Origin of the sequence: Pseudomonas sp. MS646, assembly GCF_036693845.1 — a bacterium.
GTDB lineage: Bacteria > Pseudomonadota > Gammaproteobacteria > Pseudomonadales > Pseudomonadaceae > Aquipseudomonas > Aquipseudomonas chlororaphis_E.
The window spans coordinates 3,580,728-3,605,706 of the sequence record NZ_CP144763.1 but is presented as its reverse complement, the minus strand read 5'-3'; the positions used below and the strand labels follow the sequence as shown (position 1 = coordinate 3,605,706).

General features: G+C 63.6%; 22 protein-coding genes. 15 read left to right on the top strand and 7 right to left on the bottom strand.

Features of this window, described 5'->3' with window-relative positions; all coding sequences use genetic code 11:
• The first annotated feature begins 209 nt into the window (after positions 1 to 209).
• The 12 genes from iolE to V3H56_RS15665 all read left to right on the top strand — a co-directional run bounded on the left by iolE (position 210) and on the right by V3H56_RS15665 (position 15,194).
• On the top strand, positions 210 to 1,103 hold the full coding sequence (gene iolE, locus V3H56_RS15720; protein ID WP_338473576.1) for a myo-inosose-2 dehydratase: 894 nt from the start codon (positions 210 to 212) through the stop codon (positions 1,101 to 1,103).
• A complete protein-coding gene (gene iolB, locus V3H56_RS15715) occupies positions 1,100 to 1,909 on the top strand; it encodes a 5-deoxy-glucuronate isomerase (RefSeq protein WP_042732354.1) in 810 nt (269 codons plus the stop codon). The genes iolE and iolB overlap by 4 nt, the downstream gene beginning before the upstream one ends.
• Before the next feature lie 30 nt (positions 1,910 to 1,939).
• Positions 1,940 to 3,442, top strand: coding sequence for a CoA-acylating methylmalonate-semialdehyde dehydrogenase (locus V3H56_RS15710; RefSeq protein WP_047738879.1), 1,503 nt, complete (start codon positions 1,940 to 1,942; stop codon positions 3,440 to 3,442).
• A gap of 33 nt (positions 3,443 to 3,475) precedes the next feature.
• Positions 3,476 to 4,297 carry a TIM barrel protein gene (locus tag V3H56_RS15705; RefSeq protein WP_338473575.1) on the top strand — a complete coding sequence of 274 codons (822 nt, stop codon included), beginning with the start codon at positions 3,476 to 3,478 and terminating at the stop codon, positions 4,295 to 4,297.
• Positions 4,298 to 4,465: 168 nt separating this feature from the next.
• The gene (gene iolD, locus V3H56_RS15700) at positions 4,466 to 6,397 is read left to right on the top strand and encodes a 3D-(3,5/4)-trihydroxycyclohexane-1,2-dione acylhydrolase (decyclizing) (RefSeq protein ID WP_212802671.1); all 1,932 of its coding nucleotides are present in this window, start codon (positions 4,466 to 4,468) and stop codon (positions 6,395 to 6,397) included.
• A 27-nt stretch (positions 6,398 to 6,424) separates the two neighbouring features.
• Positions 6,425 to 7,435 carry a Gfo/Idh/MocA family oxidoreductase gene (locus tag V3H56_RS15695; RefSeq protein WP_047738874.1) on the top strand — a complete coding sequence of 337 codons (1,011 nt, stop codon included), beginning with the start codon at positions 6,425 to 6,427 and terminating at the stop codon, positions 7,433 to 7,435.
• Positions 7,436 to 7,572: 137 nt separating this feature from the next.
• Complete coding sequence (locus V3H56_RS15690; RefSeq protein ID WP_338473574.1) at positions 7,573 to 8,625, top strand: Gfo/Idh/MocA family oxidoreductase; 1,053 nt, start codon at positions 7,573 to 7,575, stop codon at positions 8,623 to 8,625.
• A 336-nt stretch (positions 8,626 to 8,961) separates the two neighbouring features.
• The gene (locus V3H56_RS15685; RefSeq protein ID WP_042731371.1) at positions 8,962 to 9,888 is read left to right on the top strand and encodes a sugar ABC transporter substrate-binding protein; all 927 of its coding nucleotides are present in this window, start codon (positions 8,962 to 8,964) and stop codon (positions 9,886 to 9,888) included.
• Between the two features lie 80 nt (positions 9,889 to 9,968).
• Complete coding sequence (locus V3H56_RS15680; RefSeq protein WP_042731370.1) at positions 9,969 to 11,522, top strand: sugar ABC transporter ATP-binding protein; 1,554 nt, start codon at positions 9,969 to 9,971, stop codon at positions 11,520 to 11,522.
• Positions 11,523 to 11,664: 142 nt separating this feature from the next.
• Positions 11,665 to 12,687, top strand: coding sequence for an ABC transporter permease (locus V3H56_RS15675; RefSeq protein ID WP_072396170.1), 1,023 nt, complete (start codon positions 11,665 to 11,667; stop codon positions 12,685 to 12,687).
• Positions 12,688 to 13,014: 327 nt separating this feature from the next.
• On the top strand, positions 13,015 to 13,419 hold the full coding sequence (locus V3H56_RS15670) for a TraR/DksA C4-type zinc finger protein (RefSeq protein WP_003202859.1): 405 nt from the start codon (positions 13,015 to 13,017) through the stop codon (positions 13,417 to 13,419).
• Positions 13,420 to 13,589: 170 nt separating this feature from the next.
• On the top strand, positions 13,590 to 15,194 hold the full coding sequence (locus V3H56_RS15665; RefSeq protein WP_047738869.1) for a methyl-accepting chemotaxis protein: 1,605 nt from the start codon (positions 13,590 to 13,592) through the stop codon (positions 15,192 to 15,194).
• Between the two features lie 187 nt (positions 15,195 to 15,381).
• On the opposite strand, the gene V3H56_RS15660 is transcribed toward V3H56_RS15665, so the two are convergent.
• On the bottom strand, positions 15,382 to 15,618 hold the full coding sequence (locus V3H56_RS15660; protein ID WP_042730576.1) for a DUF2789 family protein: 237 nt from the start codon (positions 15,616 to 15,618) through the stop codon (positions 15,382 to 15,384).
• 756 nt (positions 15,619 to 16,374) lie between these two features.
• Between V3H56_RS15660 and V3H56_RS15655 the strand changes: the two genes are divergently transcribed.
• The 3 genes from V3H56_RS15655 (at position 16,375) to V3H56_RS15645 (ending at position 18,593) form a co-directional block, all read left to right on the top strand.
• Positions 16,375 to 16,824: a hypothetical protein gene (locus tag V3H56_RS15655; protein WP_047738867.1), complete on the top strand. Its 450-nt coding sequence runs from the start codon at positions 16,375 to 16,377 to the stop codon at positions 16,822 to 16,824.
• 187 nt (positions 16,825 to 17,011) lie between these two features.
• The gene (locus tag V3H56_RS15650) at positions 17,012 to 18,022 is read left to right on the top strand and encodes an ABC transporter substrate-binding protein (RefSeq protein ID WP_047738866.1); all 1,011 of its coding nucleotides are present in this window, start codon (positions 17,012 to 17,014) and stop codon (positions 18,020 to 18,022) included.
• Positions 18,023 to 18,155: 133 nt separating this feature from the next.
• Positions 18,156 to 18,593 carry a DUF3995 domain-containing protein gene (locus V3H56_RS15645; RefSeq protein WP_042730573.1) on the top strand — a complete coding sequence of 146 codons (438 nt, stop codon included), beginning with the start codon at positions 18,156 to 18,158 and terminating at the stop codon, positions 18,591 to 18,593.
• 216 nt (positions 18,594 to 18,809) lie between these two features.
• Here V3H56_RS15645 and V3H56_RS15640 read toward each other — a convergent pair whose 3' ends face one another.
• From V3H56_RS15640 to V3H56_RS15615, 6 genes are read right to left on the bottom strand one after another with little or no spacing between them, the layout of a single operon-like run.
• Positions 18,810 to 19,163: a Na+/H+ antiporter subunit G gene (locus V3H56_RS15640; protein WP_042730572.1), complete on the bottom strand. Its 354-nt coding sequence runs from the start codon at positions 19,161 to 19,163 to the stop codon at positions 18,810 to 18,812.
• Complete coding sequence (locus V3H56_RS15635) at positions 19,160 to 19,438, bottom strand: K+/H+ antiporter subunit F (RefSeq protein ID WP_024780040.1); 279 nt, start codon at positions 19,436 to 19,438, stop codon at positions 19,160 to 19,162. The genes V3H56_RS15640 and V3H56_RS15635 overlap by 4 nt, the downstream gene beginning before the upstream one ends.
• On the bottom strand, positions 19,435 to 19,923 hold the full coding sequence (locus tag V3H56_RS15630) for a Na+/H+ antiporter subunit E (RefSeq protein WP_042730571.1): 489 nt from the start codon (positions 19,921 to 19,923) through the stop codon (positions 19,435 to 19,437). Before V3H56_RS15630 ends, V3H56_RS15635 begins: the two co-directional genes overlap by 4 nt.
• A complete protein-coding gene (locus tag V3H56_RS15625; protein WP_042730570.1) occupies positions 19,920 to 21,605 on the bottom strand; it encodes a monovalent cation/H+ antiporter subunit D in 1,686 nt (561 codons plus the stop codon). The genes V3H56_RS15630 and V3H56_RS15625 overlap by 4 nt, the downstream gene beginning before the upstream one ends.
• The gene (locus V3H56_RS15620; protein WP_003180540.1) at positions 21,602 to 21,946 is read right to left on the bottom strand and encodes a Na+/H+ antiporter subunit C; all 345 of its coding nucleotides are present in this window, start codon (positions 21,944 to 21,946) and stop codon (positions 21,602 to 21,604) included. Before V3H56_RS15620 ends, V3H56_RS15625 begins: the two co-directional genes overlap by 4 nt.
• Complete coding sequence (locus V3H56_RS15615) at positions 21,946 to 24,867, bottom strand: monovalent cation/H+ antiporter subunit A (RefSeq protein WP_338473573.1); 2,922 nt, start codon at positions 24,865 to 24,867, stop codon at positions 21,946 to 21,948. Before V3H56_RS15615 ends, V3H56_RS15620 begins: the two co-directional genes overlap by 1 nt.
• Positions 24,868 to 24,979 lie beyond the last annotated feature (112 nt).

The window sequence follows — 24,979 nt, the reverse complement described above, 5'->3', positions numbered from 1 at the left end:
CGGCGCAAGAGCTTTTTTGTGGCGAGGGGATTTATCCCCGCTGGGCTGCGAAGCAGCCCCAAAACCCTACAACTCGGTGTGTCAGGCAGCCCACATTCAGCCGTTCGAGGGGCCGCTTCGCAGCCCAGCGGGGATAAATCCCCTCGCCACAGTTATGTATTCACAAATGGCTTTCGACATTCAGTTTGAAAACAATAAAAGGTGCAGCCATGCCCGCTATTCGAATTGGCATCAACCCGATTTCCTGGAGCAACGACGACCTGCCTTCCCTGGGCGGTGAGACGCCGTTGAGCACCGCGCTGAGCGAAGGCAAAGCCATCGGCTACGAAGGCTTCGAGCTCAACGGCAAGTTTCCCAAGGACGCCAAGGGCGTTGGCGATGTATTGCGGCCCTATGACCTGGCCCTGGTTTCCGGCTGGTATTCCGGTCGCCTGGCCCAGCGTTCGGCAGCCGAGGAAATCGACGCCATTGCCAGCCATGTCGAGTTGCTGGCGCACAACGGCGCCACGGTGCTGGTGTACGGCGAAGTGGCCGATTCGATCCAGGGCCAGCGGATTCCCCTGGTCGAACGGCCGCGTTTTCACACCGACGACGCCTGGCAACGCTACGCCGACAAACTCACCGAGCTGGCGCGCTTCACCCTGTCCAGGGGCGTGCGCCTGGGCTATCACCACCACATGGGCGCCTACGTCGAGTCGCCCTCGGACATCGACAAGCTGATGGTCCTGACCGGCAGCGAGGTGGGCCTGTTGTTCGATTCCGGCCACTGCTACATGGGCGGCGGCGAACCCTTGCAGGTGCTGCGCAAACACATCGAGCGTATTTGCCACGTGCATTTCAAGGACGTGCGCAAGCCGGTGGTGCAGTTGGCGCGCAACCATCTCTGGAGCTTTCCCGACTGCATCATCAACGGCACCTTCACCGTGCCGGGCGATGGCGACATCGATTTTGCCGCGTTGCTGGACGTGTTGCTGGCTGCCCGTTACGAGGGTTGGCTGGTGGTGGAAGCCGAGCAGGATCCCGCCGTCGCGCCGAGTTACGCCTACGCCAAAAAAGGCTACGAGACCCTGCGCGCCTTGTTGCAGGAAAGGAGTGTGTCATGAGCCTGTTGATCAAGAGCCACGCCAGCGGCCGGACCATGGTCGAGCTGCCCGCCGGCGAGCTGGAATACGTCGGCTTCGCCGCCTATCGCCTGAGCCTGGGCGAAACCCTCGCGGTGGCGGCCGATGACAAGGAACTGTGCCTGGTGCTGCTCAGCGGTCGCATCAGCCTCAAGGGCGAGGCGCCAGGGCAGGGCGCGTTCGACTGGGACAACCTGGGCGACCGCCAATCGGTGTTCGAGGACAAGTCACCCTACGCCGCGTACCTGCCGCCCGGCAGCCAGGCTCAGGTCACCGCCCTGAGTGACGTGCAACTCGCCGTGTGTGCGGCGCCGGGGGCCGCCGGGGATCGCTACGCTCCACGGCTGATCCGCCCCGACAGCATGAAGCGCAGCGTGCGCGGCAAGGGTGCCAACACCCGCTACGTCTGCGACATCCTGCCGGACAGCGAGCCGGCCCATTCGCTGCTGGTGGTGGAAGTGCGCACGCCATCGGGACACTCGTCGAGCTACCCGCCCCACAAGCACGACACCGACGACCTGCCGCATCAAAGCTTTCTGGAGGAAACCTATTACCACCAGGTCAATCCGGCCCAGGGTTTCGTGTTCCAGCGGGTCTACACCGACGACCGCAGCATCGACCAGGCCATGGCCGTGGAGAACAGCGACCTGGTGGTGGTGCCCAAGGGCTATCACCCGGTCAGCGTGCCCTACGGGTACGAGTCGTACTACCTGAACGTCATGGCCGGGCCCAAGCGCGTCTGGCAGTTTCACAACGACCCGCAGCACAGTTGGCTGCTGGACCTCTGAATTGCACCATCCCCACGGAGAACAGGAACAATGAGCGACGCCCCGGTAGTAGGCCATTACCTCAACGGACAGGTGCAGGAACGCGATGCCACGCGGTTCAGCCCGGTCTTCAACCCGGCCACCGGTGCGGTCCAGGCACGGGTCGCCCTGGCCGAACCCGCCACTGTCGAGGCCGCAGTGGCCTCGGCACTGGCGGCGTTCCCGGCGTGGTCCGAACAGTCCTCGCTGCGCCGTTCGCGGGTGATGTTCAAGTTCAAGGAACTGCTCGACCGCCATCACGACGAGTTGGCCGCGATCATCAGCCGGGAACACGGCAAGGTGCTGTCCGACGCCCACGGCGAAGTCACCCGGGGCATCGAGATCGTCGAGTACGCCTGTGGTGCGCCCAACCTGCTCAAGACCGATTTCAGCGACAACATCGGTGGCGGCATCGATAACTGGAACCTGCGCCAGCCCCTGGGCGTTTGCGCTGGCATCACGCCGTTCAACTTCCCGGTGATGGTGCCCTTGTGGATGATCCCGCTGGCGCTGGTGGCCGGTAACTGCTTCATCCTCAAACCCTCGGAACGCGACCCATCCGCCAGCCTGCTGATGGCCCGGTTGTTGACACAAGCCGGCTTGCCGGACGGCGTGTTCAACGTCGTCCAGGGCGACAAGGTGGCGGTGGATGCGCTGTTGCAGCACCCGGACATCGAGGCGGTTTCCTTCGTCGGCTCCACGCCCATCGCCGAATACATCCACCAGCAGGGCACGGCGAACGGCAAGCGCGTGCAGGCCCTGGGCGGTGCGAAGAACCACATGATCGTCATGCCCGACGCTGACCTCGACCAGGCGGCCGATGCACTGATTGGCGCCGCCTACGGCTCGGCCGGCGAGCGCTGCATGGCCATTTCCATTGCCGTGGCGGTGGGTGACGTGGGCGATGAACTGATTGCCCGCCTGCTGCCGCGCATCGATCAACTGAAGGTCGGCAACGGCCAGCAACCGGGCACCGACATGGGGCCGCTGGTCACCGCCGAACACAAGGCCAAGGTGGAGGGGTTCATCGATTCGGGCGTGGCCGAAGGCGCGCGCCTGATCGTCGACGGGCGAGGCTTCAAGGTGCCCGGCGCCGAGCAGGGGTTCTTTGTCGGGGCGACGTTGTTCGACCAGGTCACCCCCGAGATGAGCATCTATCGGCAGGAGATCTTTGGTCCGGTGCTGGGCATCGTGCGCGTGCCGGATTTCGCCACGGCGGTCGCCCTGATCAACGCCCACGAGTTCGGCAATGGGGTGTCCTGCTTCACCCGTGACGGCGGCATCGCCCGGGCGTTTGCCCGCAGCATCAAGGTTGGCATGGTCGGCATCAACGTGCCGATCCCGGTGCCCATGGCCTGGCATTCGTTTGGCGGCTGGAAGCGCTCGCTGTTCGGCGACCACCACGCCTATGGCGAAGAAGGGCTGCGCTTCTACAGCCGCTACAAGAGCGTGATGCAACGCTGGCCCGACAGCATCGCCAAGGGCCCGGAGTTCAGCATGCCGACTGCCCAATAACCTGCTCGTACGAATGCCGGAGGGATAACAACAATGAACAAACCCCTGCGTTTTGCCCTGAACCGAATGGTCGCCCCGCGCCTGTCGCTGCCGGCCTTCATCGACCTGGCGCTGGCGTTGAAGACCGATGCCATCGAGATCCGCAACGACCTCGAGGGCGTCGAGATCGAAGACGGCATGCCGCCGGCCCAGGTGCGTGCGCTGTGCGAGGCACGCGGCATCAAGGTGTTGTCGATCAATGCCCTGTACCCCTTCGATGTGTGGAACGACGAACGCCGTGCCCAAGCCGTGCGGCTGGCCGACTACGCCCGCGAATGCGGTGCTGAGGGGCTGGTGATGTGCCCGCTCAACGATCGCGCCGATCCGCGCAGCGAAGCGCAACGCGCGGCCGGCCTGCGCACCGCGTTGGGTGAACTGGCGCCGATCCTGCGGGCCTTCGGCATCTACGGTTTCATCGAGCCGCTGGGTTTCGAAGAATGTTCGTTGCGGCGCAAGGGCACGGCGGTGGCGGCGATCGAGGCGGTGGGCGGACTGGATGTGTTCCGCCTGGTGCACGACACCTTCCACCATCACCTGGCGGGCGAGCAGGCGTTCTTTCCCGAACTGACCGGCCTGGTGCACATCTCCGGCGTCGAGGACGCCCAGGCCCCGCTGGCGACGATCCGCGACGGCCACCGGGTGCTGGTGGGTGAAGCCGACATTCTCGGCAACGCCGCGCAGATCCAGGCGTTGCGGGCCGGAGGCTATGACGGCTACCTGTCCTTCGAGCCCTTCGCCGAGAGCATCCATGAATTGGCCGACATCCGCCAGGCGCTGGGGGCGAGCATGAGCCATTTGCAGAACCCGCAGGCCTGACACGATTGTTGGCCTGACGCAGAGCCAAATGTGGGAGCGGGCTTGCTCGCGAAGGCAATGGCACATTCAACTTCGAGTTCGCCTGGTACACCGCTTTCGCGAGCAAGCTCGCTCCCACAAGGTTCTGCGCCAGCCGCCAGATTTTTGCATTCCAGGATAGGTGCAAGCATGACCACAACACGACTGACCATGGCCCAGGCCCTGGTGAAATTCCTCGATAACCAGTACGTCGAGGTCGATGGTGTCCAGAGCAAATTCGTCGCCGGAGTGTTTACCATTTTCGGCCATGGCAACGTGCTGGGGCTGGGCCAGGCGCTGGAGCAGGACGCCGGCGACCTGGTGGTGCACCAGGGCCGTAACGAGCAGGGCATGGCCCATGCCGCCATCGGGTTCGCCAAGCAGCACCTGCGGCGCAGGATCTACGCCTGCACCTCGTCGGTCGGCCCCGGCGCGGCGAACATGCTGACCGCTGCCGCCACGGCCACGGCCAATCGCATTCCATTGCTGCTGTTGCCCGGTGACGTCTATGCCAGCCGCCAGCCGGACCCGGTGCTGCAACAGATCGAGCAGTTCCACGACCTGAGCATCAGCACCAACGATGCGTTCAAGGCCGTGAGCAAATATTGGGACCGCATCAACCGCCCCGAGCAGCTGATGAGCGCCGCGATCCAGGCCATGCGCGTGCTCACCGACCCGGCCGAGACCGGCGCGGTGACCCTGGCGCTGCCCCAGGACGTGCAGGCCGAGGCCTACGATTATCCAGACTACTTCCTGCAAAAGCGCGTACACCGGATCGACCGTCGCCCGGCCACCGAGGCGATGCTCGACGACGCCCTGGCGCTGTTCAAGGGCAAGCGTCGGCCGCTGATCATCTGCGGCGGTGGCGTGCGCTATTCCGGGGCCAATGCCGCCTTGCAGGCGTTTGCCGAACGCTTCCAGATTCCGTTCGCCGAAACCCAGGCCGGCAAGAGCGCGGTGGTCTCCAGCCATCCGCTGAACGTCGGAGGTGTGGGCGAAACCGGTTGCCTGGCGGCGAACCTGCTGGCCGCGGAGGCGGACCTGATCATCGGCATCGGCACGCGCTACAGCGATTTCACCACCGGCTCCAAATGGCTGTTCCGCCAGCCGGGCGTGCGATTCCTTAACCTCAACGTCAGCCCGTGCGATGCGGTGAAGCTCGACGGCGTGCAGTTGCTGGCCGACGCGCGCGTGGGCCTGGAGGCGTTGGCCGGCGTGCTCGGCGACTATCGCGCCGAATGGGGCGGCCAAGTCGCCGACGCCAAGGCCCGGTTGGACGCCGAGGTGGATCGGGTCTACCAGGCCGATTACCAGGTCGAGGATTTCGTCCCGGAGGTGCGCGATCACCTGGACCCGGCGGTGTTTCGCGAATTCATCGAACTCACCGGCTCCTGCCTGACCCAGAGTCGCGTGCTGGGCACCCTCAACGAAAGCCTCGCCGATGACGCGATCATCGTCGCCGCCGCCGGCAGCTTGCCCGGTGACTTGCAGCGCAGTTGGCGCAGCAAGGGGGTGAACACCTATCACCTCGAATACGGTTATTCGTGCATGGGCTATGAGGTGAATGCGGCGCTGGGGGTGAAACTCGCCGAGCCGGATAAAGAGGTGTACGCGCTGGTGGGCGATGGCTCCTACATGATGCTGCATTCGGAGCTGGCCACCTCGATCCAGGAGCGGCGCAAGATCAACGTGGTGTTGCTGGACAACATGACCTTCGGTTGCATCAACAACCTGCAGATGGGCAACGGCATGGACAGCTTCGCCACCGAGTTCCGTTTCCGTAACCCGGACACCGGCAAGCTCAATGGCGGTTTCGTCCCGGTGGACTTCGCCATGAGCGCGGCGGCCTACGGCTGCAAGACCTACAAGGTCCGCACCCTCGACGAACTGCACGCGGCCCTGGCCGATGCACGGTTGCAGACTGTGTCCACCCTGATCGACATCAAGGTCCTGCCCAAGACCATGATCCACAGCTACCTGTCCTGGTGGCGGGTCGGCGTGGCGCAAGTGTCCACCAGCGCCCGCACCGACGCCGCCGCCAAAGCCCTCAATGAACGATTGGCCGAAGCTCGCCAATATTAACTGCCTCAACCGAATAAGGAGTTCCACATGTCTTTGAAACTGGGCGTCATTGGCACTGGGGCCATTGGCCAGGACCATATCCGGCGGTGCAGCCAGACGTTGCTCAATAGCCAGGTGGTGGCGGTGACCGACATCAACCTTGCCCAGGCGGCGAAGGTGGTGGCGGATTTGAACCTGACCGCCGAGGTCTACCCGGACGGGCACGCCCTGATCAAGGCGCCGGATGTCGAGGCGATCCTGGTCACTTCCTGGGGCCCGAGCCATGAGGAATACGTGCTGGCGGCGATTGCGGCCGGCAAACCGGTGTTTTGCGAAAAGCCCCTGGCGGTCACCGCCCAAGGGTGCCGCCGGATCGTCGACGCGGAGGTGGCCCACGGCACACGCCTGGTACAGGTCGGCTTCATGCGGCCGTACGACGAAGGCTACCGGGCCCTCAAGGCGGTGATCGACAACGGTCAGATCGGCGAACCGCTGATGCTCCACTGTGCCCACCGCAACCCCAGGGTCGGCGAGAACTACAAGACCGACATGGCAATCACCGACACGCTGATTCACGAGCTGGATGTGCTGCGCTGGCTGTTGGCCGATGACTACGTTTCGGTGCAAGTGGTGTTCCCGCGCAAGACCAGCAAGGCCCTGGCCCACCTGCGTGACCCGCAGATCGTGCTGCTGGAAACCGTCAAGGGCACCCGCATCGATGTGGAAGTGTTCGTCAACTGCCAGTACGGCTACGACATCCAGTGCGAAGTGGTGGGGGAGACGGGCATCGCCAAGCTGCCGGAACCGTCCCAGGTGCAACTGCGCAGCGAGGCCAAGTTGTCCAACGCGATCCTGATGGACTGGAAGGACCGCTTCATCGCCGCTTACGACGTCGAACTGCAAGCCTTCATCGACGGCGTGCGCGCCGGCCAGGTGGGCGGGCCATCGGCCTGGGACGGCTTCGCGGCGGCGGTGGCGGCCGATGCCTGCATCCAGGCGCAGCAGAGCGGCCAGATCGTTCCCATCGAATTGCCTGAGCGCCCGCGTTTCTACGGCTAACCCCAATCCTTGTGGGAGCGGGCTTGCTCGCGAAGACGGCGGCACATTCAACATTGATGTCGACTGACACTACGCCTTCGCGAGCAAGCCCGCTCCCACAGGGTCGATGTTTATCCAATGACTTTCAAGGGGGTTTCATGCGAATCGGACTGGTCGGCTACGGCAAGGGAGGGCGGTTTTTTCATGCGCCGTTGATCAGCAGTTTGCCGGGGGCGACGTTTGTCGGCGTGGTCACGCGCTCGGCTGAGCGGCGTGCGCAACTGGCAGGCGACTACCCGAACGCCCGCGCGTTTGACACGCTTGAGCAATTGGTGGCGGCGGGGGTCGACGCGGTGGTGGTGTCCACGCCGTTGGACAGTCGTCCGGCGGTGGTGATGCAAGCCATCGAGCGCGGCGTGGCGGTGGTCAGCGACAAGCCGTTTGCCCGTGACGCGGCCGAGGCCGAGGCGCTGGTAGTGGCGGCCGAGCGAGGCAACGTGCCGTTGAGCGTGTACCAGAACCGTCGCTGGGATTCGGACTTTCTGACCTTGCGCAAATTGCTGGCCTCCGGTGCCCTCGGCCAGGTCATGCGCTTCGAGTCCAGTGTCGAGCGTTACTCGCCTTCGTCGGTGGGTAAAGGCAGCGGCGGCGGATTCCTGCGCGACCTCGGCAGCCATCTGGTGGACCAGGCACTGCAACTGTTCGGGTCGGTGGCGCGAGTCTACGCCGAGCTGGATTACCGAACGCCCGGCCAGGTTTTCGACAATGGCTTCTTTATGTCCCTGACCCATGTCGGTGGGGTCGTTTCACACCTGAGCGGCCATTGCCTGCAAAACGCCCCGCGCCCACGCTTTCGGGTCAGCGGCACCCACGGCTGCTACACGGTCGACGGCCTGGATGGCCAGGAGGCCCAGGCGCTGGCCGGATTGAGCCCGGCCAGCGCGGGCGAACGCTGGGGCGCCGAGGAACATCGGCGCTGGGGCTGGTTCGAGCACGGCAACGAGCGGGAGCGGGTGACCTCGGAACGCGGTTGCTGGATGACGTTCTACCAGCGCCTGCAAAGTGCCCTGCAAGGGGGCGGGCCGTTACCGGTGCAGGCCCGCGATGCCCTGGCGACCACGCGCATTCTGGACGCTGCGCGGCAGAGTGCCGAGCAGGGGCAGGTGGTGACGCTGTCCCCGCCCGTGGGCCATGGAATAAAAAACGAATAAAATTCTAAAACAAGTTGATATGGAAAATATTTTCCAATAAAGTCATTTCCAGGTTGCCGACATCCGGTTCCCATCCGAGCAAGCAAGTCTTAAACGGGTAGGGGACTTCACAAAAACAAGAAGCACAGCCAGGTACCGTCGATGAAAACCTTCAGCCGCTCTGCGTTTCACTTGCCAAGCCTGTCCTCTGTCGTATCCCTCTTCGGGTCCCTGTGCATCCAGCGCAAGGGCGCCGTGGTCTGTTGCATCCCCGGCGCGCCCATCGTGCGCTTGCCGCGCTCCTGATCCGCTACGCCTTATCCATAAAACCAACAAAAAAGTGGAGAAAGACCGTTCATGAAGACCAAGACTCGTATCGCCTCGCTGGCCCTGTCATTGATGCTCACCAGCGGCGCAGCCCTGGCGGACCTGAAGATCGGCGTCAGCATGTCCCAGTTCGATGACACCTGGCTGACCTACCTGCGTGAATCCATGGACAAGAAAGCCAAATCCCTGCCGGACGGCGTCAGCCTGCAGTTCGAAGATGCGCGCAGTGACGTGGTCAAGCAGCTGAGCCAGGTGGAAAGCTTCATCAGCCAGAAGGTCGACGCCATCATCGTCAACCCGGTGGACACCGCCGCGACCCAGCGCATCACCAAGGCCGCCGTGGCCGCCGGCATTCCGCTGGTCTACGTCAACCGGCGCCCCGACGATCTGAAGCTGCCGGCGGGCGTGGTCACCGTCGCTTCGGATGACCTGGAGGCAGGGCGGATGCAGATGCAGTACCTGGCGGAAAAAATGGGCGGCAAGGGCAACATCGTGATCCTGCTCGGTGACCTCGCCAACAACTCCACCACCAACCGCACCAAGGGCGTCAAGGAAGTGCTGGCCAAGTACCCCGGCATCAAGATCGAGCAGGAGCAGACGGGCACCTGGCTGCGGGACAAGGGCATGACGCTGGTCAATGACTGGCTGACCCAGGGCCGCGAATTCCAGGCGGTGGTCGCCAACAACGACGAAATGGCCATTGGCGCCGCCATGGCCCTCAAGGGTGCGGGCAAGGAGAAGGGCAGCGTACTGATCGCCGGGGTCGACGGCACGCCGGACGGCCTGAACGCCGTGAAGAAAGGCGAGATGGCTGTCTCGGTGTTCCAGGACGCCAAAGGGCAGGCCGACGGCTCGATCGACACGGCGGTGAAGATGGTCAAGAAGCAGCCGGTTGAACCCGCCGTGTGGGTGCCTTATCGCCTGATCACCCCGGAAAACGTCGACCAGTTCAAGTGAGGCCTGCCGTCCCCGCGGTTCCACCACAATAATAAGCAGGCAGGGTCGCGTCATCGACCTTGCCGAGGGAGTACCTGATCATGTTCGCTTCAGCGACTGCTTCGAGCACCCCGGCGATGAGTGTCCAGCCGGGCGTAATACCTGACGAACCGTATCTGCTGGAAGTCGTCAATGTCAGCAAAGGCTTTCCCGGCGTGGTGGCCCTGTCCGATGTGCAACTGCGGGTACGTCCAGGCTCCGTGTTGGCCCTGATGGGCGAGAACGGCGCCGGCAAATCCACCCTGATGAAAATCATCGCCGGCATTTACCAGCCCGACGCGGGTGAACTGCGCCTGCGGGGCAGGCCGGTGACGTTCGACACACCCCTGGCGGCCTTGCAGGCCGGGATCGCGATGATCCACCAGGAACTCAACCTGATGCCGCACATGAGCATCGCCGAGAACATCTGGATCGGCCGCGAGCAACTCAACGGCCTGCACATGATCGACCATGGCGAGATGCATCGCTGCACCGCCCGGTTGCTGGAGCGCCTGCGTATCAACCTCGACCCCGAGGAACAAGTGGGCAACCTGAGCATCGCCGAGCGACAGATGGTCGAGATCGCCAAGGCCGTGTCCTATGACTCGGACGTTCTGATCATGGACGAGCCGACGTCGGCCATCACCGAAACGGAAGTGGCCCACCTGTTCTCGATCATTGCCGACCTCAAGGCCGAGGGTAAGGGCATCATCTACATCACCCATAAAATGAATGAAGTGTTCGCCATCGCCGATGAAGTGGCGGTGTTTCGCGACGGCGCCTACATCGGCCTGCAACGGGCCGACAGCATGGACGGCGACAGCCTGATCTCGATGATGGTCGGGCGTGAGCTGAGCCAGTTGTTCCCGGTGCGGGAAAAACCCATCGGCGAGCGTGTACTGTCGGTGCGCGACCTGAGCCTGGACGGTATTTTCAAGGGCGTGTCCTTCGACCTGCACGCCGGCGAGATCCTCGGCATCGCCGGGTTGATGGGGTCGGGCAGGACCAACGTGGCCGAGGCGATTTTCGGCATCACGCCGGCGACGGGCGGTGAAATCCTGCTGGACGACCAGCCGGTGCGCATCAGCGACCCGCACATGGCCATCGAGAAAGGCTTCGCCCTGTTGACCGAGGATCGCAAGCTCAGTGGCCTGTTCCCGTGCCTGTCGGTGCTGGAAAACATGGAGATGGCCGTGCTGCCCCATTACGTCGGCAACGGTTTCATCCAGCAGAAGGCCCTGCGCGCCCTGTGCGAAGACATGTGCAAGAAGCTGCGGGTCAAGACGCCGTCGCTGGAACAGTGCATCGACACCTTGTCCGGTGGCAACCAGCAAAAGGCGCTCTTGGCCCGCTGGCTGATGACCAACCCACGCATCCTGATTCTCGACGAACCGACCCGTGGCATCGACGTCGGCGCCAAGGCAGAGATCTACCGGCTTATCGCCTATCTGGCCAGCGAAGGCATGGCGGTGATCATGATTTCGTCCGAGCTGCCGGAAGTGCTGGGCATGAGCGACCGGGTCATGGTGATGCACGAAGGCGATCTGATGGGCACCCTCGACCGCAGCGAGGCGAGTCAGGAACGGGTCATGCAACTGGCGTCGGGCCTGTCCTGATGCAGCCCGTTCAAAACACAAAGTCGAGCGCAATTGTGGCGAGGGAGCTTGCTCCCGCTGGGCCGCGAAGCGGTCCCGTTTTCAGGGGGCTACACCCAAAAGCAATACCCCCTCGCCAAAGAACAAAAAAAGGTGAATGGCTATGAACGCAATACTGGAAAACAAACCCGCCGCCGCACCGGCCAGGACGCGCCGACGCCTGCCGACGGAACTGAGCATCTTCCTGGTGCTGATCGGCATCGGCCTGGTGTTCGAGCTGTTCGGCTGGATCATGCGTGACCAGAGCTTTTTGATGAACTCCCAGCGACTGGTGCTGATGATCCTGCAGGTGTCGATCATCGGCCTGCTGGCCATCGGTGTGACCCAGGTGATCATCACCACCGGTATCGACCTGTCGTCCGGCTCGGTGCTGGCGCTGTCGGCAATGATTGCCGCCAGCCTGGCCCAGACGTCGGACTTCGCCCGGGCGGTGTTCCCCTCGCTGACCGACCTGCCGGCGTGGATCCCGGTGGTGGCCGGGCTCGGTGTCGGGCTGTTGGCCGGGGCAATCAACGGCAGCATCATCGCCATCACCGGCATCCCGCCGTTCATTGCCACCCTCGGCATGATGGTCTCGGCCCGTGGCCTGGCGCGCTACTACACCGAAGGCCAGCCGGTGAGCATGTTGTCGGACTCCTACACGGCCATCGGCCATGGCGCGATGCCGGTGATCATTTTCCTGGTGGTGGCGGTGATCTTCCACATCGCCCTGCGTTACACCAAGTACGGCAAGTACACCTACGCCATCGGCGGCAACATGCAGGCGGCGCGCACCTCGGGCATCAACGTCAAGCGCCACCTGGTGATCGTCTACAGCATCGCCGGGCTGCTGGCAGGGTTGGCCGGGGTGGTGGCCTCGGCGCGGGCGGCGACCGGGCAGGCCGGCATGGGCATGTCCTATGAACTGGACGCGATCGCGGCGGCAGTGATCGGTGGCACCAGCCTGGCGGGTGGGGTAGGGCGCATCACCGGGACGGTGATCGGGGCGCTGATTCTCGGGGTGATGGCCAGTGGGTTCACCTTTGTCGGGGTCGACGCCTACATCCAGGACATCATCAAGGGGGTGATCATTGTGGTGGCAGTGGTCATCGACCAATACCGCAACAAACGCAAACTCAAGCGTTAAACAGCCTTGTAATGCGACAAAGCGCCACGCCTGACCCGCGTGGCGTTGCCATTTGTCTTCTTAATACAGCCATTGCAGCGAATTTCTTGTTATAAACGCACTCCGATGACCGCCGAAAGCGTGTCAGAGAACATTTCCAGGGGTTGTCGGACATTTTCCCTATGTTTTCGGTTGCTGAGGCCTCCACTCGGCCTTAGACTGCCGCCCCTCGTAAATTGAGTGCCGGGTGGCGCTTGGAATAGACGGCGCCTTCCTGACGAGCGTGGCAGCTGCGCTGCGGGACGCTCCATAATTCGCCTTAATGCACGTTTTTTTATAGAGATATCAATGACAAAGGAAAAGTTGCTGGCCATGCCGGCGGATGACTACATGAACGCCGAGCAGCTGGCTTTCTTCACCAAGCTGTTGCAGAACATGAAAGTCGAAACCCACGAGCGCATCGAACAGAACCGAATCGCCATTGAGAGCCTGGACACCCCGGCTGACCCGGCCGACGCTGCTTCCGTAGAAGAAGAGCGCACCTGGCTGGTCAACGCCATTGACCGTGACCAGCGCATGCTGCCGCAACTGGAGCAGGCCCTGGACCGCATCAACGATGACAGCTTCGGCTGGTGCGACGACAGCGGCGAGCCTATCGGCCTCAAGCGCCTGCTGATCAGCCCGACCACCAAGTACTGCATCGAAGCCCAGGAACGCCACGAGCAGATCGACAAGCACCAGCGCCAGGCCTGATCCCGCCTCTTGAAAGATCGCAACCGCGCACCGCAGGTTGCGATCTTCGCTCAATATCTCACCCTCCCTGCCGTTGACCTGATGCAAGAACCGCGACTAATGGACCATGGATAATGGCCCCATAGTGGCGTTTAATGCGCTCATAACAACGATAAGCGTGGGTGACGAACATGGCGACAGAAGGATCTCTGGCGGGTGCGGTGCCGGCCTCGGTACCGGTGACGAAAGGCCTGGCACGCTGGCTGACGCCGACCTTGCAGAGCCTTGCCCTGACCTTGCTGTTGTGTGGCATGACCCTGGGCGGCTGGTCGCTGTACCTGGGCCTGCCGTTGGTGATGCTCATCGTCTGGTTGCCGCGCCTGCGCTCGCGGGTGGCCACGGTCCAGGCGCCGGCGACCGACCGGCTGTCCGAGCTGACTCGCGACTTGTCCTACACCACCAGTCATAACGCGTTGTCGGCCGCCGGTGTCGCCTATTCGGTCAAGCAACTGGCCGGCAAGGTCCAGTCGCAACTCGATGCGGCGGCGCGGATCGTCAGCAACGCCGAATCGATGATTGCCACCGAACAGGCGACTTCACACCTCAGCCAGCAGGCCCTGGGTGCCGCCAGCGAGGCCCATCGCAGCAGCGTGGCCGGGCGCAGCGAGCTGGTGGAGTCCATCAGTCGCATGCACCAGCTCAGCCAGCGGGCCAACGACAGTCGCGAGTTGATCGAAGCCTTGAGCGTGCGCAGCGATGAAATCCAGCGGGTCAGCCTGGTGATCCAGTCGATTGCCAGCCAGACCAACCTGCTGGCGCTGAACGCGGCCATCGAAGCGGCTCGGGCTGGCGAGCACGGCCGCGGATTTGCGGTGGTGGCCGATGAAGTCCGCGGCTTGGCCGGACGTACCGCGGCGGCGACCGGCGAGGTTGGGGTGATGGTCGCGGACATCCAGCAGCGCACGGCCCAGGTGGTGGAGCAGATCCGTCAACTGGCCGATGACCTGGACAGCGGCGTGCAGCAGGTCGAGCACACCGGCCAGCACCTGGAGAACATTGCCCGGCTCGCCGAAGGCGTGGAAACCCAGGTCGGCGCTATCGCCCAGGGCACCGACGCCAACCGCGAGCAGCTCGACAGCCTGTTCCATGCCATCGAGCAAATGCGCGGCGACCTGTCCATCAGCGACCAGCAGACCCAGCGCCTGGCCGAGGCGGCGGTGCAGATGGAAGGCCAGGCCGAATCCATCAGCGAACGCCTGGCCGAGGTGGGCCTCGATGACTATCACCAGCGCGTCTATGACCTGGCACGGGAAGGGGCGAGCCAGATTGCCGCGCAGTTCGAGGCCGATATCGACCAGGGCCGCGTCAGCCTGGATGACCTGTTCGACCGCAACTACCAGGCCATTCCCAATACCCAGCCCGCCAAGTTCCAGACCCGCTTCGACCGCTACACCGACCAAGTGCTGCCGCCGATCCAGGAACCGTTGCTCGCCCGGCACGAAGGCCTGGTCTTCGCGATCGCCTGCACCCAGCAAGGCTATGTGCCAACCCACAACAAGGTGTTCAGCCAGCCGTTGACCGGCGATCCCCAGGTGGACACCCTGAACAACCGCACCAAGCGCAAGTTCTCCGACCGCACCGGCATCCGCTGCGGCAGTCACCAGCAACCGGTGCTGTTGCAGACCTACACCCGCGACACGGGCGAACTGATGCACGACCTCTCCGTACCGATCATGGTCAAGGGCCGTCATTGGGGTGGGTTGCGGTTGGGTTACAAGCCTGAGAAGGCGCGTTGACGTTCACTCTATTGAATAAACGCAAAACCCCGTGGCGAGGGGATTTATCCCCGTTGGGCTGCGAGGCAGCCCCAAAAAGGCTGGTTGCAGCCGACCTGATACGCCGCAATGTGTGACCTAGGGGCTGCTACGCAGCCCAACGGGGATAAATCCCCTCGCCACAGGGGCTCAACCGATGGCCTCTAGGTTATTTACCGTCGTGCAAACGCACGTTCAGTTGGTCCACCAGGACCGCCTCTTCGCCGTCGGCCAGCAGCCATTCACGCAGCAGGGCTTTCTGCTGATCCGACCAGAAGTCGGCCTCCACCAGCTTGATCTCCGGTGCCAGCGGGTGGGCCACGATGAAATCGTCGATGGCTTTGCCGTCCGAGGGCAGGCCGAGTTGGTCGAACAGGGTACTGAGCTCGTGTGAAGGCTGTTCCATGGGGTTCTCCTTTGGCGGGCGCCGTCATGACGCCTGGGTTGCTTCTTTCTATCAGAGACAAGCGAGCGCCAGGAGTTCGATCGACATCAGGCCTTCAAGCACTCTGTTCGAGACGCCTGACCAGGTAGCAGGCCTCGTTATGGTCGGTGCGGAAACCTCTTACACGCCCAGTGGATGTTTCTTCAATGTGAAAGAAACACTTTCCGGCCAGGACAACTCGATAACGCGGTTGAATCAACGAAATGGGCAGGTAATCGACACCGTCGAGGGTATCGGCTGTGTCGACGACACAAGGGACGATAGGGGGCCGGAGCGGGATGAAAGTAGCCATGCGAATTCCTTTTCTATGGTTTACCGACGAATTGTCGAGTGCTGCGAGTAGTCTCCACGCCTTCGGCTGCTCTAGAATCGGCAGTGTCGTGTAGACGGCTGCGCCTATCTAAAGCAATTTTTTTTGGGCTCGATGTCAGAAAAATGCTTTTCTAAGTGAGAAATTTCCCTAAAGTTAGTCGTCCCACTTTTCCGATGCTCAGCGTGGCGTTTTCCTTCAGCCTCTGACGCCCCCTCGGGAAAGACGGCGAGCGCGGCAACCTTTAGTCTGCTCTCGGCCGGGGATGGGGTGCGCCGTTCATTTCGAATTTCAAAGACAGGTCCATTGCGACACTACAGTCGGCACGGGTTCTCGTGGTCCGTCCTTTTAGCGGGCGGGCCGTTTTCAAAGATGGGGATGTTTCCTTGGCAGTAAGTAATCTGGACATGCATGCGTTGTTTGTACTCGGTGACCTGCGGGCAAAACTGGTCAAACTGTTCCAGTCGCGTTTCGTCTACATCACCGAGCAGACCCCGGAAGGGATCTATGTCGCCGAAATCGACACCGAGTCGGCCCTGGTGGTCGATGACAAGCCCAGGCTCGAACTCAAGGTCGGTGATCATTTTCGCGCGGCGGTGTTGCCCAGTCGTGAGGGCGGCAAGTTTGAAATCCGCTTTCGCGAAATCAAGTTGACGGTCTATGGCCTGGGTGACTATGCCTTCGTCACGACGCCCGCGGGCCATGCGATCCTGTTCAAGGAAGGCCATAGCGTGGTGACGGTGTTCGCCGCCAATGAACAATTGCAGGAAGGCCTGACCAAGACCCTGAAAGCCGTCACCGCCAAGGCCGCCAAATGGCGCAAGGGCGAGCTCGTGACCTTCAAGGCCAGCGAGTGATACGGCTTCACCGCTGAAAATGCCTCGAAAACCGTGTGCGCGGTGGCCATTGTGCCTGGCTCGCTTGCAGTTTCTCAGGGGGCCGCTGGAACCTCGGCTACAGTCAATTGACTGAACTATTCAGAGGCTTGCGTTCGCTGACGCAGGGCCGTTCGGTTATGTCTGTATCTGGCACGAGGTGCAAAGCATGAAACGAGTTCGACAGTGGCTGGCTGCCTGGGCCACCTTGGCTGTGTTGGGGGCGCCGTTTCCGGCGTCGGCGGCTTCGGCACCGATCCACTTCGCCGACCTGAACTGGGAAAGCGGCAGCCTGATCACCGATATCCTGCGGATCATCGTCGAAAAAGGCTACGACCTGCCGACCGACACCTTGCCGGGCACCACCATCACCCTGGAAACCGCCCTGGCCAACAACGACATCCAGGTCATCGGTGAAGAGTGGGCTGGCCGCAGTCCGGTGTGGGTCAAGGCCGAGGCCGAGGGCAAGGTGGTCGCCCTGGGCGATACGGTCAAGGGCGCGACCGAGGGTTGGTGGGTGCCCGAGTACGTCATCAAGGGCGACCCGGCCAAAGGCATCAAGCCCGTGGCGCCGGATTTGCGCAGTGTCCAGGACCTGGCGCGCTACAAGCACGTGTTCAAGGACCCGGAGAGCCCGGACAAGGGCCGTTTCCTCAACAGCCCCATCGGCTGGACGTCCGAGGTGGTCAACAAGCAGAAGCTCAAGGCCTACGGCTTGACGGACAGCTATGTGAATTTCCGCAGTGGCTCGGGGGCGGCGCTGGACGCTGAAATCACCTCGTCGATCCGCCGGGGCAAGCCGATCCTGTTTTATTACTGGTCACCCACGCCCTTGCTTGGAAAGTTCAAGCTGGTGCAGTTGCAGGAGCCGCCGTTCGATGCCGAGGCCTGGAAAACCCTCACCGATGCCGATAATCCCAATCCGAAGCCGACCCGATCCCTGGCCTCGAAACTGTCGATTGGCGTCTCCACGCCGTTCCAGCAGCAACACCCGGACATCGCCGAGTTCTTCGCCAAGGTCGATTTGCCCATCGATCCGTTGAACAAGGCCCTGGCCGACATGAGCGAGAAACGCACACCGCCGCGCGAGGCCGCCGAAGCGTTCCTCAAGGCGCATCCGCAGGTCTGGCAGGCCTGGCTGCCCAAGGAGGTGGCGGACAAAGTCGCGGCCAGTCTCTAAAGAATGGCCAGCCGTTCGAACTCTTGATCCTGGGCAATGCGTCTTTCGTCGCAAACGGGCAGTCTGCGCCCGTCCGGCGAATTGCCAAATTCGAGCTAGGATGATTGTTCAACCTTTTTCAGGAGGCTGGCGAATGACGCTTTTCTTGGCTCGGTCGCTGGTCGCAGTGTTTGCGACCATCAGCTTGATTCACTTGTATTGGGCCCTGGGTGGGCGTTGGGCGGTTTTGGCGGTGGTGCCCCAGGTGCCGGCCAAGCACGGCGAAGCGTTGCGACCGGCGTTCGATCCGTCGGGCTGGTTGACGTTGCTGGTGGCCCTGGCGCTGCTGTTGATCGCGGTTCTGGTGAGCCTGCGGGGCGGGCTGTTGGCACCGCCGGTCACGCACCGGGCGCTGCAATGGCTGATCAGTGCGATCGCTTTGCTGATGTTCGCCCGCGCCATCGGCGAGTCGGAACTGGTGGGCTTCTTCAAGGAGTTCAAGGAATCGACGTTTGCCAGGCTCGACACCTGGATCTATTCGCCGTTGTGCGTGGTGCTCGGGGCCGGGTTGCTGGCGGTGGCGTGGGTCTGAGGACAAGGCTGTTGTGGCGAGGGAGCTTGCTCCCGCTGGAGGGCGACTGAAGGCATCACCGTGGCGAGGGGATTTATCCCCGTTGGGGCGCGAAGCGGCCCTTATAACGGCTGAACGTGGTCAATCGGATGTACACAGGTGGCAGGCTTTGGGGTTGCTCCGCAACCCAGCGGGGATAAATCCCCTCGCCACAAAGGCGTTCGCTCGAAATACCCGTTATCCCTCACGGCGACTGCTCACCTCCGCCGGCACATCATCCCCCGCCATGCGCTTGCGAAACAGCGCCGCCCGGGCCAGCAGCAGGGTGGTCACCGGCACGGTGATCGACAGCAGGATCGGGATCAGCCAGGCGTGCAACACCGGCCCGGACTTGAGCCCCGAAAAGTACAGGATCGAGGCCAACGCCACGCACCAGGCCCCCAGGGTGGACGCCAGGGCCGGCGGATGCATGCGCTGGAAGTAATCCTTCAGCCGCACCAGGCCGATGGCGCCGGCCAGGGCGAACAGGCTGCCGAGCACCAGCAGGATCGCCACCGGGATTTCGATCCACATCGATAACTCCACGTTCATTCGATCACCTCGCCACGCAGCAGGAACTTGGCCAGGGCAAACGAGCCGACAAAGCCGAACAGGGCGATCAGCAGCGCCGCCTCGAAATAGGTGTCACTGGCGTAGCGGATGCCCAGCACCAGCATCATCAGCATCGCCACGATGTACAGGTAGTCCAGGGCCAGGACCCGGTCCTGCGCCGACGGCCCCTTGAACAGCCGCAGCAGGGTCAGCACCATCGCCAGGGAAAACAGGAACAGGCTCAGGAGAATCGCGTTGGACAGCAACGGGCTCATTCGAAAATCTCCATCAATGGGCGCTCGTAGGTGGCCTTGAAGTGCGCGATGAAGGCCGCCTCGTCGTCTAGGTCGAACACATGCAGCAGCAGGATGCTGCGGTCCAGGGCCAGTTCCGACCAGACCGTGCCTGGCACCACCGTAGTGATCATCGACAGCGCGGCCAGGCCGTTGGCATCGTTCAGGTCCAGCGGCACCTTGACGAAGCGCGAGCGCGGCGGACGGCGACCGGCGTTCAGCACGCCCCAGGCCACCGCGAGGTTGGACACCAGCACGTCACGGCCCACCAGCAGGAACAGCCGCAGCATCACCCACGGTCGGCGGATGCGGATCGGCCGCGGGCGCAACGGGCGCATCATCAGCGGGGCCAGGAAGCCCAGCGCGGCCCCCAGCAACAGGTGGCCGGGGCTCAGGGACAGGTTCATCACCAGCCACAACCACCAGAGTGCCAGGGACAGCCACGGGGCAGGGAACAGGCGCTTCATGGCTGCATCTCCAGCGTCGCGGCGCGCGCCTCGGGGCTGGGGATGGCACGGGTGGCCAGCACTGACATCACGTAATGTTCCGGGTTGTTCAGCGCCTGGGCAGCGGACTGGGTATAGCGCAACAGCGGCTCGGCCTTGAAGGTCAGGGCGATGCCCAGGCCCAGCAGCACGATGATCGGCAGGCATTCGAAGGGCCGCAGCAACGGCGACGGTCGTTCCTGTGGCGTCCAGAAGCGTTGCACGCCCAGGCGCGAGAACGCGATCAGCGAGGCCAGCCCGGACAGGATCAGCAGTGCCAGCAGGCCCCACGCCTGGTTCGACACTGGCGTCTCGGCGCTGGCCCCCAGCCCTTGGGGATTGAGCAGCGCGCTCAGCAGGCCCAGCTTGCCGATGAAGCCGGACAGCGGCGGCATGCCGATGATCAACAGTGCACAGAAAATGAAGCTCAGGCCGAGGAACGCCATGGTCCAGGGGATCACTTGCCCGACCACGGCTTTCTGCTCGTCATCGAGGTTGATGCCCTTGGGCGGCTGCAAGGATTCCAGCGGGCGCGGCAAGCTGTCGAAATCGTCTTCCAAGGCCAGTTCATTGGCCGAGCGCGAGCGTTCGATCAGTTCGGCCAGCAGGAACAACGCGCAGAGCGCCAGGGTCGAGCTCACCAGGTAAAACAGCGCCGCGGCCACCAGGTTCGGTTGGGCGAAACCGATGGCCGCCAACAGGATCCCGGCCGAAACCAGGATGCTCAGGCTGGCCATGCGCTCCAGTCGCTGGGCCGCCAGGATGGCGATGGCCGCGCAGACGATGGTCGCCATGCCGCCGTAGATCAGCCAGTCGGCGCCGAAGTACGCCGAGGCGCCGGCCTGGCCGGAGAACAGCAGGGTCCAAAGGCGCAGGATGGTGTAGACGCCGACCTTGGTCATGATCGCGAACAGCGCGGCCACCGGCGCACTGGCCGCGCTGTAGGCCGGCACCAGCCAGAAGTTCAGCGGCCACATGCCGGCCTTGGCCAGGAATGCCACCGCGAGGATGCCGGCCCCGGCGTGCAGCAGGCCGCGGTCGGCTTCCGGCACCAAAGGCACCTTCAACGCCAGGTCGGCCATGTTCAGGGTGCCGGTGACACCGTAGATCAGCGCCGCGCCGATCAGGAACAGCGACGAAGCCAGCAGGTTGATGGAGATGTAATGCAGGCCCGACGACACCCGCGCCCGTCCCGAGCCGTGGAGCATCAAGCCGTAGGACGCCGCCAGCAGCACTTCGAAGAACACGAACAGGTTGAACAGGTCGGCTGTCAGGAAGGCACCGTAGAGGCCCATCAGCTGGATCTGGAAAAGCGCGTGGAAACTGGCGCCGGCGCGGTCCCAACGCGCCGTGGCGAACAGCAGGGCGCTGACGCCGATGATCCCGGTCAGCACCAGCATCAGCGCCGACAGACGATCGACCACCAGGACGATGCCGAACGGTGCCTGCCAGTTGCCGGGCAGGTACACGCCAATGGAGGCGGGCAGGTCCTGGCCCTGGGTCCAGGCCAGCAGCAACACGGCGATGCCCAGGCCGAGCAGGCTGGAAAACAGGTTGATCCGCGCCTTCAGCGGTCGGTGTTTCTCGCCGAGCATCAGCATCAACGCCGCCGTCAGCAGCGGCAACAGGATCGGGGCGGCGATCAGGTGCGGCGTCAACGTCATTCCCGGGGCTCCCGGCCGTCCACATGGTCGGTGCCGGTCAGGCCCCGGGACGCCAGCAGCACCACCAGGAACAGCGCGGTCATGGCGAAGCTGATCACGATGGCGGTCAGCACCAGGGCCTGGGGCAGCGGGTCGGTGTAGTGCAACAGGTCCTGGGGCACGCCGTCCTTGATGATCGGCTCCTTGCCGATGAACAGGCTGCCCATGCTGAAAATGAACAGGTTGACGCCATAGGACAGCAGGCACAGGCCCATGACCACCTGGAAGGTCCGGGGGCGCAGCACCAGCCAGACACCGGAGGCGGCGAGCACGCCGATTGCGATTGCGATGACTTCTTCCATCAGGCAGTGGCTCCTTTGAGAGGGGCGGCTTTGGCCTGCAGGCCCGGTTTGTGCGCGCGCACCGATTGGTGGGCCAGGGCGGTGAGGATCAACAGGGTCGAGCCGACCACCACGGCGTATACGCCAATGTCGAAGAACAGGGCGCTGGCCAGGTGAATGTCACCCAGCAGCGGCAGGTTGAAGTGCCAGGTGTGCGTGGTCAGGAACGGGTAGCCGACGGCCATCGCCCCCAGGCCCGTGACGGTGGCGAACAGCAAGCCGGTGCCCATCCAACGCAACGGCCGCAGGCTCATCTGGGCCTCGACCCACTGGGTGCCGGCCACCATGTACTGGAGAATGAACGCCACCGACATCACCAATCCGGCGACGAAACCGCCGCCCGGCTGGTTGTGGCCACGCATGAACAGATAGAACGAAACCACCAGGGCAATCGGCAGCAGCAGGCGCACCAGCACCGACGGCACCATCATGAAGCCCAGCGCGGTGTCGCTGGCCTGGCGCGGGTTGACCAGGTCGGTGACCACGTCCGGCGCCAGCAGGCGTTGTTGCGCCGGCAACTGCATGCTTTCCTTCGGCGGGCGGAAACGTCGCAGCAAGGCGAACACCGCCAGCGCCACCGCCACCAGCACGGTGATTTCCCCCAGGGTGTCGAAGCCGCGGAAGTCCACCAGCATCACGTTCACCACGTTGCTGCCGCCGCCTTCGGGCAGGGCCCGGCTCAGGTAGAACGAGGAAATGTCGTTGGGCGTCTGGCGCGTCAGCATCGCGTAGGACAGCAACGCCATGCCGCCGCCCACCGCGATGGATAGCAACAAGTCCCGCAGGCGGCGAATGCGTGCGCGGCGTTCGCTATTGGGCAACGGCGAGGCGTCTTCGATCCGTCGCGGCAGCCAGCGCAGCCCGAGCAGGATCAACACCGTGGTCACCACTTCCACCACCAGTTGGGTCAGGGCCAGGTCGGGGGCGGAGAACCAGACGAAGGTCACGCAGGTCATCAGCCCGCAGACACTGACCATGGTCAGGGCCGCCAGCCGGTGGTACTTGGCTTGCCAGGCCGCGCCCACGGCACAGGCGATCGCCAGCACCCACAGGGTGACGAACACGATGGAGCCGGGGATCTTCGGCCGATCGCCCCAGACCAGCGAGCTGTGCAGCATCGGGATCAGCCCCGCCAGCAGCGCGGCCAGGACCAGCCAGAACAATTGGACTTGCAGGCGACGGGTGCTGATCCGCCGCTCCAGGCGCCGGCCCTGGCGCATCATCAACACCAGGCAGCGCTCGAACAGGCGCTTGCCGCTGAGCCGGCCAATGAATGGCGGGTGCTTGATGTGCCCCAGCCTGAACTGATTGCGCAGCAGCAGGTACAGCACGATGCCGCCGGACATTGCCACCAGGCTCATGATCATCGGCGCATTGAGGCCGTGCCAGATCGCCAGGCTGTACTCGGGCAGCGTGCCGCCCACCACGGGCAATGCCGCCGCCGCCAACAGGGAACCGACCACCTGGGCCGGGAAAATCCCCACCAGCAGGCAGGTGAACACCAGCAGTTCCACCGGTGCGCGCATCCAGCGCGGCGGCTCGTGGGGGGTGTGGGGAAGGTCGGTGGCGGCGGGGCCGAAGAACACGTCCACGGTGAAACGCAGGGAATAGGCGACGCTGAAGGTCCCGGCGATGGTGGCGATGATCGGCAGCGCCAGTTCGACCCAGGCCGTGGCGGAAATGAACACCGTCTCGGCGAAGAACATTTCCTTGGACAGAAAGCCGTTGAGCAGCGGGACCCCGGCCATTGCCGCGCTGGCGACCATGGCCAGCGTCGCGGTGAACGGGATCAACCGGACCAGGCCGCTGAGCTTGCGGATGTCGCGGGTGCCGCTTTCGTGGTCGATGATCCCGGCCGCCATGAACAGCGAGGCCTTGAACGTGGCATGGTTGAGGATATGGAACACTGCCGCCACGGCCGCCAGCGGGCTGTTGAGGCCCAGCAGCAGGGTGATCAGCCCGAGGTGGCTGATGGTGGAGTAGGCCAGCAGGCCCTTGAGGTCATTCTGGAACATCGCGCAATAGGCGCCCAGCAGCAACGTACAGGCACCGGCGCCGCCGACGATGTAGAACCATTCTTCACTGCCCGACAGCGACGGCCACAGGCGCGCCAGCAGGAACACCCCGGCCTTGACCATGGTGGCCGAGTGCAGATACGCCGACACCGGCGTGGGCGCGGCCATGGCGTGGGGGAGCCAGAAATGGAAGGGAAATTGTGCGCTTTTGCTCAAGGCGCCGATCAGGATCAGCGCCAGCAGGATGGGGTAGAGGGCATGGGCCCGAATCAGTTCGCCGGCGGCCAGGACCTTGTCCAGGTCATAGCTGCCGACGACATGGCCGAGCAGCATCACCCCGGCCAACAGACAGAGGCCGCCGGCCCCGGTCACCATCAAGGCCATGTAGGCGCCACGGCGGGCATCGGCGCGATGGTGCCAGTAGCCGATCAGCAGGAAGGAAAAGAGGCTGGTCAGTTCCCAGAAAAACACCATCTGGATCAGGTTGCCAGAGATCACCAGGCCGAGCATGGCGCCCATGAACGCCAGGAAAAACGCGAAGAAGCGCGGCACCGGATCGTCCGGCGACATGTAGTAGCGCGCGTACAACGACACCAGCGTACCGATGCCCAGCACCAACAATGAAAACAGCCAGGCGAAGCCGTCCAGACGCAGGACGAAGTCCAGGCCCAGGCTCGGCAGCCACGAATAGGTTTCGCGGATCACACCGCCGTCGGCGATCTGCGGGTACAACAAGGCCACCTGCACGGTGCCGACGAGGGCCACGAGGCCTGCCAGCAGCGATTCGGCGTTACGGGCGTTATGCGGCAGCAGTGCCGCGACACAGCTGCCGATGAAGGGCAAAAGCAATAGAACTATCAGTGACATAGGCTTCTATTCGGCGGTAGGTTCTCAAGGATCATACGTGCCCTGACCCGGATCACCAACCGCGAGGGTGTCGCAGAATCCTACAAGATAGGTGGAGTTTTCCGACTTTGCC